This is a genomic window from Streptomyces sp. NPDC107559, assembly GCF_055657365.1.
Genome location: NZ_JBVKBD010000045.1, coordinates 1 through 10,292, shown reverse-complemented (window position 1 = coordinate 10,292; position 10,292 = coordinate 1). Strand labels below are relative to the sequence as shown.

Sequence of the window (10,292 nt, the reverse complement as noted above, 5' to 3'; positions counted from 1 at the left end):
GCCATCCAGCGGCGTGCCTGTGACAGCCATACCCAGAGCCCCTGGGCCCATCGATCTTACGAATGACCGATCAAGCCCAAGAAGAAAGGTAGGACTCCCGTGACCGCGAACTCCCCCGCTTCCCTGACCACGGCGCAGCAGGCCGCCCTGGGCAGCGGCGCCGACTTCTGGAGCACCAAGCAGGTCGCCGACATCCCCTCGCTGGTACTCACCGACGGGCCGCACGGAGTACGCCGCCAGGTGGGCGCCACCGACCACCTCGGCCTCGCGGGCAGTGAACCCGCCACCTGCTTCCCGCCCGCGGTCGGCCTCGGGCAGAGCTGGGACACGGAACTGACCGGCAAGGTCGGTACGGCCCTGGGCGTGGAGAGCCGCACGCTCGGCGTCGACGTACTGCTCGGCCCCGGCATCAACATCAAGCGGGACCCGCGCTGCGGCCGCAACTTCGAGTACTACTCCGAGGACCCCCACCTGTCCGGCACACTCGCCGCCTCCTGGGTACGAGGCCTCCAGGAGACCGGGGTCGGCGCTTCGCTCAAGCACTTCGCCGCCAACAACACCGAGCACGACCGCATGCGCTCCAGCTCCGACATCGCCCCGCGCCCGCTGCGCGAGATCTATCTGCGTGCCTTCCAGCGCGTCGTGCAGACGGCGCGGCCGTGGACGGTGATGTGCTCCTACAACCGCGTCAACGGCACCTACGCCGCCGAGAACCACTGGCTGCTCACCCAGGTGCTGCGCGACGAGTGGGGCTTCGACGGCGTCGTGGTCAGCGACTGGGGCGCGGTGCCGGACCGCATCAGGGCGGTGGCGGCCGGCCTCGACCTCGAGATGCCCGGCACCGGTGGTGTCACCGACGCGCAGGTCGTCGCGGCGGTCGAGGCGAAGGAACTGGACGCAGCCGTGGTCGCGCAGGCGGCCGCGCGCATGGTCGCGCTGGCCAGGAAGGCCGAGGTGGGCCGGACTGCGAAGATCACCGCCTTCGACAGCGACGCGCATCACCGGCTGGCCCGGCAGGTGGCCGCCCACTGTGTCGTCCTGCTGAAGAACAACCCGGTCGAGGGCCAGGCGGTGCTCCCGCTGGAGGAAGGCCGTTCCCTCGCGGTGATCGGCGAGTTCGCGCAGTCCCCGCGCTACCAGGGCGGCGGCAGCTCGCATGTGAACCCGACGCGCGTGGACGTGCCGCTGGACGAGATCCGTGCCCTCGCCCCGGACACCGACGTCAGCTACACGGCCGGATTCACCACCGCCGACGGCGCCGACGCGGCCGCGCTGCGGGACCAGGCCGTGCGCACCGCGGCGGCAGCCGACACCGCCGTGGTCTTCCTCGGCCTGGCGGCCCACCAGGAGTCCGAGGGCTTCGACCGCGAGCACATCGAACTCCCGGCGGAGCAGCTTCAGTTGCTGGCCGCCGTGGTCAAGGTCCAGCCACGTACCGTCGTCGTCCTCTCGCACGGCGGCGTACTGCGACTGGCCGACATCGACGAACTGGCCCCGGCCGTGGTGGACGGCGCGCTGCTGGGGCAGGCGGGCGGCGGCGCGCTGGCCGATGTGCTGTTCGGGCGGGTCAACCCGTCCGGGCGGCTGACGGAGACCGTACCGGCGCGCATCGAAGACACCCCCGCCTACCTGGACTTCCCCGGCGAGCACGGCCATGTCACCTACGGCGAGGGCCTGTTCGTGGGCTACCGCTGGTACGACGCCCGCAGCATCGCGGTCACCTACCCGTTCGGGCACGGACTGTCGTACACCACCTTCGCCTACCCCGATCTCGAGCTGACCACCGGCACCGAGGGCATCACCGCGACCGTCACCGTCACCAACACGGGCGGGCGAGCCGGCCGTGAGGTCGTCCAGTTCTACGTCGCCAAGCCCGACTCGTCGGTCGCCCGTCCGCCCCAGGAACTCAAGGCCTACTCCGTGGTGGCACTCGCACCGGGGGCGCGGGACCGGGTGAGCGTGCTGATCGAGCGCCAGGACCTGGCGTACTGGGACATCCGCGGCGACCGCTGGATCGTCGAGGGCGGCGGCTACGAAGTGCGCGCCGCCGCCTCCAGCCGCGACATCCGCGCCACCGCCACCGTCGAGGTGGAAGGAGACGTGTTCGTCCTCCCGCTCACCCTCGACTCCACGCTGGGCGAGGTCATGGCCGTACCCGGCGCCGCCGGGATCCTCGGGTCGCTGATGCCCATGCCGCAGGCTGCCGCCGAGAGCGACGCGCTGGGCGTCGACATGGCCAGGATGATGGCGTCCGTCCCGGTGGGCCGCCTGCTCGGCTTCACCGCGGGCGCTGTCACCCGCGAGGACCTGGAGAAAATCCTCGCCCAGCTCGACGCCGCCCGCACCGCCGCGGCCCGGACCTGACCCTGCGGGCGGGGTGACTTCAGGGCCGCCCCGCCCCCGGTCAGCCCAGTACGATCCCGGCGGCGACCGGCAGATGGTCGCTGCCGGTGCGCGCCAGGGTGCGGATGTGGCCGACGGTCGCCGAGCGGGCCATGACCTGGTCGATCCGGGCCAGCGGGAATGCGGCCGGAAAGCTGAAGGCGAAGCCTCGCTGCGCGGTGTTCATCCGGGAGGTCAGCGGGGCCAGCCCACGGTCGTCGACGGTGCCGTTGAGATCGCCGAGCAGGAGGACCGTCTTCAGGGGCTCGGCCGCGACGGCCCGGCCCAGCAGACCGGCGCTCTCGTCCCGCCACGAGGAGGCGAAGCCGCTCGCTCCGACACGGACCGAGGGCAGGTGGGCGACATACACCGCGACATCGCCGTGGGGCGTGCGGACAGCCGCGCGCAGCCCGCGGCTCCAGGACTCCGTGATCTGCCGAGGCTTGATGTCCACCTGCCGGACACCGGTCAGCGGATGCCTCGACCACAGCCCGACGGTGCCCCGCACGGCGTGGTACGGGTAGTCGGGGGCGAGGGTCTGCTCGTATTCCGCAAGCGCCGCGGGCACGAGCTCCTCCAGCGCGATCAGATCGGGCCCGGCACCGGCCAGGACACGGGCCGTGCCTGCCGGGTCGGTGTTCTCGTCGCTGACGTTGTGCTGCACCACGACCAGGTCGTCGGGCGAGCCGTGCCCCGTCCCGAGCAACCCCCCGAACAGATGGGTCCAGACCGCCACCGGCAGCAGCACAGCCACCAGCGCGGCCGCCGAACGGCGCTGCAGGGCCGCGACGAGCAGCAGCACGACCACCAGGCCGAGCCACGGAAGGAAGGCCTCCAGCAGACTGCCCAGACGGCCCACCCTGTTGGGCACCGCCCGGTGCAGGGCCATGAGCCCGGCCGTCAGCACCGCGAGCACGGCAGCCACCCGCCCCCGCCGCCACTCCGGCCAGATCCACAGGTCGCCTCGCCTGCTCCCGCCCCCGGCCCACGCCTCGGACCGGCCCCGCGTCCACCAGACCCCTGCCGCCCCCGGCTCCACCCGGCCTCCCCTCTGTCCGACGACCTTGCTGCCCTAGACGGGTCACCAGGTGAAACCGGTTCCGGACCCTCCGCTCTTACACACCGCGGCGCCGCCGCTTCGGCATGAGGCCTGCGGCATCGTCCACCGGGGAAGGACCGTGGCGACCGGGCGGGCGGGGTCAGGCGTCGGCCGCCTGGTGGGCGCCGAGTGTGCAGGTGGTTCCGACGCTGGTCTGCACCCAGGCGTCCGGGAGGGCCGCGGCGAGGGTGTGCTGGGCGCGCCAGCCGGTGCAGTGACCGGGGACGATCAGCTCGGGTGCGAGTTCGGTGAGCGCGGCCACCGTCGGGCCGATGACCGGCTCGAAGGCGGGGCCGCTCAGATGGAAGCCACCGATGAGGGCCAGCAGTCTGCCGACACCGGTCAGTCTCATGGCGTGCCGGACGATGTTGACCACTCCGGCGTGCCCGCACCCGGTGATGACGACAAGTCCCCGGCCGCGCACGTTGATGACGAGTGCCTGGTCGTCGATGACGGCGGGATCGTGCCGCCAGCCGTGCCCGTCCCAGGCCTGGTGTGCCGGTGGCATGCCGTGTTCGAACTCGGTGACGCGGTCCACCTCGCCGGTGATCAGGATGCCGCCGGCCAGCAGCGACGGCTGCCGCCGCTCGATCACCTGGAACCCTTCGCGTTCCAGGGCACCGCGTGACAGCGTGGGCGTCTCCAGCCCTTGGCCGGCGGGCAGTTCGAGGCGGCGGCGGGTCCAGACCGCGGGGTGGACTGTCATCGGCAGGCCGGAGCGCCCGCGCAGCCGGGCCAGGCCGTCGAAGCCGCCCGCGTGGTCGAAGTGTCCGTGGCTGAGCACGACGCCCTGCAAGCCGCCGACGTCGATGCCGAGCCGCTCGGCGTTCACCGCCAGCCCGTCCGGCGACGCGCCGGTGTCGAACAGCAGCGTGCTGCTCGCGTTCCCGCTGCGGACGGTGACCAGGGCGGAGAAGCCGTGCTCGGCACGCAGCCCCGCGAGGGTCTCGCCGCCGGCGAACTGCCGTGCAGTGGTCGGCCCGGTACGCAGCGACGCCCGGGCGACGCCTTCGGCGGGGGCCAGCAGGGCGTCGAAGGTGTTGTCGACCAGCGTGGTGACCCTGACCTCGTCGGCCTCGGGCAGGGTCACCGGGTCGACGGCCGGGCCCTCCGCGAGGCGAGGCGCCGACCACGCCGCCTCGGCCGTCGAGTGCCCGTGATCTTCACACATGCCGGAAAGTGCATCCCCGCGGATACGACCGGTCGGGGAAGGCGATCCTGGTACCGGCCGCAGGCACATGGCGGTCGCGTCGGCCGCGGGCGCCGCGCGGTGTCATGCCTCCACCCGCGCGGGCGGGACGACGACGTCGACGAGCCCGGTGGCCACGTCGTACACGAGTCCCGAGACGAAGGCTCCGGCCCGGAGCGTCCGTCTGAGGATCTCGACGTCGACGCGGACGGCGGCGACCGGGTCGGTGACCACCTTGGCGTCGAGGTCTGCGGCCGGAACCTCGAAGTAGTCGGCCAGCAGCTCGGGGAACGCGGTCAGGTCCGTGATCCCGCAGTCGGTGTGGTGCAGGACCGCGTAGTGGTTGTCGACCGGGCCGGGGCCGCCCGTTCGGGCCTGGACGACCTTCGCGAGCATCCCCAGCGTCCGGAGCGCCGCGGGCGTGACCCGCCCTCCGACGTTGCGGATCACCGCTGCCTCGCCGAGCCCGAGCCCGAGCACGTGGGACGGGTCGACACGAGGGTCCACGCATCCGAAGACCGTCAGACTGCCGCTGGGCATGAGCTTGAGGCCGGCGAATGACCCGCCGTCGGCGAACGCGGCGTTCCGCTCGGCCAACTCGTCCGTGTCGATCACTGCGCCGGCAACCCCGTCCTGCTCCGAGCCTGGTCCCCCGGTGACGCCGACGGCGACCTCCAGTCGCCGCCCATCCTCACCTGCCGCCCCCTCCCCTGCCACTCGGCTTTGCGACGGATCGAGCCGGGGCAGGTGAACGCCTTGCGTGATCCGGGACGGAGTGTCGGCGCCGAGGCGTGCCGCGTGGACGGCGTCGGGGTCAACGCGGGTGATCGCGGTGGTCGTGCCCCGGAGAGCGTTGTGCGAGGGCCCGGGCGCGGGTGACGACCTCGTCCGTGGACACGGCGCTGAGCCCGGCGAGTACGTCCTCCAGGGCGTCCAGCCACAGCCGGTAGTAGGGGTAGGTCCCACCGTGCTCCCGTGCGGGAGTCCAGGCGGTGATCCGGGCGATCAGCGCGGACTGGAACTCCCGCCAGCCGAAGACGCCCGCCTCATGCAGGGTGACGGCCATGCCGAAGGCACGGCTCTCCCACGGCTCGGCGAACACCAGCTCACCGTTGGAGCGGGGAGGTGCTGCCGGGCCCTCGATGTCCAGCGGCGCGCTCACGGTGCCGTCACCTTCGCCACTCCGACCATCGCGTCCCTGGTGACGAGTGGCACGAGTTCCTCCTCCGTGAGGTGTTCGGTGCCGGGTGGACGCTCCGGCAGTACGAGCCAGCGCACCTCGCTCGTGGAGTCCCGCACGACGATCTGCACATCGTCGTCGAGCGCGAGCCCCATCTCGGCCAGCACCTTGCGCGGCTCCCTGACCACACGTGCTCGGTAGGCGGGGTCCTTGTACCAGCTCGGCGGCAGGCCGAGGACCGGCCAGGGGTAGCACGAGCACAGTGTGCACACCACGACGTTGTGGGTGGTCGGGGTGTTCTCGACCACGACGATGTGCTCACCCTGCTGTCCGGAGAAGCCCAGTTCCTTGATGGCCGCGGTGCCGTCCTCGAGCAGTCGCCGCCGGTAGTCGGGGTCGGTCCACGCCTTGGCGACGACCTTGGCACCGTTGAGCGGCCCCACGCTCGTCTCGTAGCGGGTGATGATCGCGTCCATGGTCTTCGGGTCGATCAGGCCGCGTTCGGTGAGCAGTTGTTCGAGCGCTTCGGTGCGCAGCGCCACGGAAGGGCTCTCGTCCGAGCCGCCGGCGGTGGTCATGCGATGGTCTCCAAATAGCTCTCGTACATGTCCACGGTGACGGTGAAGGGTTCGGCGTCGGCACCCCACAGCTCGCGCGAGTCGAACCGCACGGAGTAGACGTACTGGGGGTTCTCGCCGAGGAAATGCGCGTTGGTGTCCGGCAGCACATGGGCGGGCTGGATGATCTCGACGACTCCGCTGTGTCCCCGGACGTAGCGCGGCAGCCGGGTGTGTCCGGGCACGGACCTGCTCCTGGCGCGCACCCGCTCGCCCACGCCGAAGGCCGGCGGGGTCTCCACGGACCGCAGTGAGCCCTCGGCGGCGGGTGTGTACAGGGGGATGTCGGGTTCCGGGACCGGTGGCTCCGCCACGTGTTCGCCGTGCAGGTTGCGGGCGCGGGCCTCCACCGCACCGGGCGCCAGCACGGAGTGTTCGGTGAGCATCAGCTCTCCGCCGTTGAGCCATCGCCCGAAGTAGCCGTCGTCCAGGTAGGCGGCGCGGTCCAGGCGCTCCAATGCGTGCCGGAAGGCGTCCGTGTTGACGCCGCCGGAGGCGACGCGGCCGGCGAGGATCGCCAGCGCGAATGCCTTGCGCTGCCAGTCCTCCGCGAAGACGCGTTCCTCGCGATCCGGTGGATGAACGCGTCCCCAGCCCAGGGTGCCTCCCATGTCGGCGATTCCATCCATGATGCAACCTCTCATTTGCCGCAAAGCAGACACGCGAGTCCATCGTATTCGGCCGGTGTCCGTGACGTCACACTGCACGCCGCATGCCGCATGCCGCATGCCGCATGCCGCACCACCATCCGCCGACTGCGCTCAGCGACGAGGGGCCAGTGCCGCGTGGCCACTGGTGCACCTGCACCCCGTTTCCCTGTTACCGAATACGGACAAACCTGGGGGAACGACGCCTACCCGGGCGCCATCTCATGGGGTGCAGCAACACAGCGGATGCGGCCGGTCGCCCGGCGAGAGCCGGGGAAGGTGCCGCGTCCCGACCGACCATGGGGGAGCTTTCAGAATGACCACGTATCGTGCCCGCCGCAGCGCCCGTACCGCCGCCCTGGCCGCCGCCACCGCCGCGCTGACGCTGGGCCTGACCGCCTGCGGCGGCGGCACCGACGACGGCTCGAAGGCGGCGGTCGGCGACCGCGCCGCAGGCAGCGCGCAGACCCGGCCCGCGTCCGACGGGAACGCCAAGGGCAGCACGGAGCAGGCCGCCGGCGGTGGCGACAGCAAGGCGGGGTCGCACTCGGCGACCGTCGCGGGCGGGACGGGCAAAGCCGCCGACAAGGGCACGACGGCCACCGCCCAGCAGTGCCGCGGAGACGAGATGCTGGTCACCGCGGTGCACCGGTTCGCCGGCCAGCAGGGCGACCACCTGCTGATCACCGCGTCGAACGAGGGCACCAAGCCGTGCTGGGTCACCTCGTACCCGGCCGTGAAGCTCGACGGAAACGTCGACAGCGCCGCACTGCCGCACTCGAAGAAGGACAACCCGGGCGGCGACAAGCACATCACGCTCCAGCCCGGAGGCAAGGTGTACAGCGCGGTGAACCTCTTCGACTACGGCTCGAACAACCACACGGCACGCTCGTTCGCCCTCGCGCTGCGCGGCGCGGACGGCCACGAGGGCCCCTACTACTCGGTCGACGCCAAGGGCCAGAAGCCGCAGTTCAGCTGGAACGAGGCCGACGTGCTGAACTGGAACACCGAGAAGCCGTACGACTTCTGACGGCTCGTCGACATGTGCGGCGTCACCACGGGGACGACTGTGGGACTGCGCATGCCGAACGCCGTGAAACGGTGATCACGAGCGCGACAGCGCCAGCCGACCCGTTCCCACCCCGGGCCCACCTGATCACCATCGTGCCCCTGCCCACTACACCTGTCCAACGGAGTCGACGAACCCGTCCACGCGGCGGCAAGCGCGCCCGTCAGCAGCGGTTGCAGCGCATTATGGGGTAAATAGCCTGAATTAGGCCACTGTTACCTGATTTGGAGTTAGGTCATGTTCGCCCGACTGCTACGGCGTCGCAGGCCGCGTGGTCTCGTCATTCTCGGCAACGGCCGTCTGATCCGGGGCTCCAGCGGCGGCTACTACGACGGTCACGGACATCTGTCCTGACGCCGTCCATGAACCGAAGGAAGTCCGCCGCCGGGTTCGTCGCGGCAGGCGCCCGCCCATGGAGGAGGTGCGGTGACAGAGGAAACCGATGCCCTGAGGGCCATGACGCGGATCCTGTCACCGCACTGCCGTGTTACCCGCACATCCGGCGGTGCACTGATCGCGGACTGGAAACGCACCCGATTTCTGGGCATGACGGCGGCGGACCTCCAGAGGTTCGCTGACGCGGGCTCCGCGGAACACGCCGAGCTTGTCGAGGGGTTGGTGCAGGCCGGGTGCGCGCCGGTCCGTCGCAGGCAGCACTCCGACGCCGAGGTCGGACTCTGGCTGCGCGCAGTGCACCTGCTGATCCAGACCGTCGGATTCGGTCGCGTCCTTCGGCTCCTGTCGCTGGCGGCCCCGGCCTACGCCCGATCGGATCCCGCGTCCGCTGCCGACGTCGTACCGCTGAAGAAGTCCGTGCAGTCACACGACCACCGAAGCTGGTTCGTCAACGACGACTGCAAGGCCGAGGCCGTGACGGCCTTCATCCTGCTGCGCCGGCGCGGTCTGCCGGCCGTGCTCCATGTCGGTGCTCGCGAGCACCCGTTCGCCCTGCACGCCTGGACGTCCTCGGCCGGACTGTCCGTCCCCGACGCCGATCCACGCGGGCATGCGTTCACTCCGGTTCTCTCGATCGACGGCGGAGGCCGCTGACGTGGAAGCACTCCGCCTCGACTGGACCGACGGCACCCCCGAGCTGTCGGCGGCCGGGGCCATGGCCGAACAGGGACTCGTGACGAAGGTCTGCTCACCGGCCGGAACCGCGGTGGTGGCCGGCTGGGTCGGCTCGTTCCGTGAGCGCGAAGCGGGTGCGCGCGCCCTCCTCGACGACTTCGGCCGCCCAGGATCCTCCTCTCCGCGAATGCGTGCCACTGCTCGGCATCGTGGCGCCACTGCGCACGTCTTCGATCTCTCGTGCTGATCTGCACTCGTTCCCCCATGTCATGGAACTCGGTGCCGAGCACGTAGAAGCCCACATCGCTGGCATTCCTGACCCTGAGATCGACCGGAACCGCGAAAGACTTGCGATCCATCGTCAGTACGGGCTTCCCCGCGGTCACCTCGACAACAGGTCTGGCGCCGCGATGATTCGGCTGGTAATCGCGGTCGTAGCCGAAATTGGCCAGTGTGACACCCGAGGCGAGGATCACCGTCGCGGCCACCCGCCTCGGAGCGGGGATCTCGGCCAGCGTCCGCCACACCGCGTAGCCGGCCCATGCGCACGCCGCCGTGATCAGGCACCACAGAACCCGGGAAGACCGGGCGATCGATGTCCTTGAAGGTGAACAGCAGAAGTGTCGCGTTGGTTGTGAACGCGGCGATCGTACCGATCAGCGCGATCACTCCGGCGTAGGGAATGCGGTTGCGGAACCAGTGGTCCCAGACCGCGATCGCGCCCAGCAGCACGGTGACGGCAGCCAGCAGGAGGATGATGCCAGTGATGCTGCCCGCGTAGGTCAGGGCATCGAGAACATCCCCAGCGCCGAGCACTGCCAGCCAGGCCGCCGTCACCACCAGGACGAACTGGATCAGTACCACGGTGGCCGCTTGGTGCGCGTGGGCAGCAGCAGCCTCCGCAGAGCAGAGCTGTCACCGGACCATCCGAACGCCCTCACGGGGTCCTACCTTTCTTCTTGGGCTTGATCGGTCATTCGTAAGATCGATGGGCCCAGGGGCTCTGGGTATGGCTGTCACAGGCACGCCGCTGGATGG

Annotated in this window: 11 protein-coding genes; 4 read left to right on the top strand and 7 right to left on the bottom strand. The window is 70.7% G+C overall.

What is annotated here, in order from left to right; all coding sequences use genetic code 11:
* Positions 1 to 99 precede the first annotated feature (99 nt).
* Positions 100 to 2,364 (top strand): glycoside hydrolase family 3 C-terminal domain-containing protein, encoded by a 2,265-nt coding sequence (locus ACZ7OY_RS44425; RefSeq protein WP_472251191.1) that lies wholly within the window; start codon positions 100 to 102, stop codon positions 2,362 to 2,364.
* Between the two features lie 40 nt (positions 2,365 to 2,404).
* Here ACZ7OY_RS44425 and ACZ7OY_RS44420 read toward each other — a convergent pair whose 3' ends face one another.
* The 6 genes from ACZ7OY_RS44420 to nthB all read right to left on the bottom strand — a co-directional run bounded on the left by ACZ7OY_RS44420 (position 2,405) and on the right by nthB (position 7,096).
* Positions 2,405 to 3,271 (bottom strand): endonuclease/exonuclease/phosphatase family protein, encoded by an 867-nt coding sequence (locus ACZ7OY_RS44420; protein ID WP_472251192.1) that lies wholly within the window; start codon positions 3,269 to 3,271, stop codon positions 2,405 to 2,407.
* A 310-nt stretch (positions 3,272 to 3,581) separates the two neighbouring features.
* Positions 3,582 to 4,652, bottom strand: a complete 1,071-nt coding sequence (locus tag ACZ7OY_RS44415) for an MBL fold metallo-hydrolase (RefSeq protein WP_472251190.1) — start codon at positions 4,650 to 4,652, stop codon at positions 3,582 to 3,584.
* Positions 4,653 to 4,754: 102 nt separating this feature from the next.
* Positions 4,755 to 5,285 carry a carbonic anhydrase gene (locus tag ACZ7OY_RS44410; protein WP_472251189.1) on the bottom strand — a complete coding sequence of 177 codons (531 nt, stop codon included), beginning with the start codon at positions 5,283 to 5,285 and terminating at the stop codon, positions 4,755 to 4,757.
* A gap of 199 nt (positions 5,286 to 5,484) precedes the next feature.
* Positions 5,485 to 5,832, bottom strand: a complete 348-nt coding sequence (locus tag ACZ7OY_RS44405; RefSeq protein WP_472251188.1) for a nitrile hydratase accessory protein — start codon at positions 5,830 to 5,832, stop codon at positions 5,485 to 5,487.
* Entirely contained in the window at positions 5,829 to 6,428 is a 600-nt protein-coding gene (gene nthA, locus ACZ7OY_RS44400) for a nitrile hydratase subunit alpha (protein WP_472251187.1), read from the bottom strand. The genes ACZ7OY_RS44405 and nthA overlap by 4 nt, the downstream gene beginning before the upstream one ends.
* Positions 6,425 to 7,096 carry a nitrile hydratase subunit beta gene (nthB, locus tag ACZ7OY_RS44395; protein WP_472251186.1) on the bottom strand — a complete coding sequence of 224 codons (672 nt, stop codon included), beginning with the start codon at positions 7,094 to 7,096 and terminating at the stop codon, positions 6,425 to 6,427. Before nthB ends, nthA begins: the two co-directional genes overlap by 4 nt.
* 334 nt (positions 7,097 to 7,430) lie before the next feature.
* Between nthB and ACZ7OY_RS44390 the strand changes: the two genes are divergently transcribed.
* The 3 genes from ACZ7OY_RS44390 (at position 7,431) to ACZ7OY_RS44380 (ending at position 9,501) form a co-directional block, all read left to right on the top strand.
* A complete protein-coding gene (locus ACZ7OY_RS44390) occupies positions 7,431 to 8,144 on the top strand; it encodes a DUF4232 domain-containing protein (RefSeq protein WP_472251185.1) in 714 nt (237 codons plus the stop codon).
* Positions 8,145 to 8,729: 585 nt separating this feature from the next.
* Positions 8,730 to 9,233, top strand: coding sequence for a lasso peptide biosynthesis B2 protein (locus tag ACZ7OY_RS44385; protein WP_472251184.1), 504 nt, complete (start codon positions 8,730 to 8,732; stop codon positions 9,231 to 9,233).
* 1 nt (position 9,234) lies between these two features.
* Positions 9,235 to 9,501 carry a hypothetical protein gene (locus ACZ7OY_RS44380; protein ID WP_472251183.1) on the top strand — a complete coding sequence of 89 codons (267 nt, stop codon included), beginning with the start codon at positions 9,235 to 9,237 and terminating at the stop codon, positions 9,499 to 9,501.
* Between the two features lie 20 nt (positions 9,502 to 9,521).
* On the opposite strand, the gene ACZ7OY_RS44375 is transcribed toward ACZ7OY_RS44380, so the two are convergent.
* Positions 9,522 to 10,118 (bottom strand): hypothetical protein, encoded by a 597-nt coding sequence (locus ACZ7OY_RS44375; protein ID WP_472251182.1) that lies wholly within the window; start codon positions 10,116 to 10,118, stop codon positions 9,522 to 9,524.
* Positions 10,119 to 10,292 lie beyond the last annotated feature (174 nt).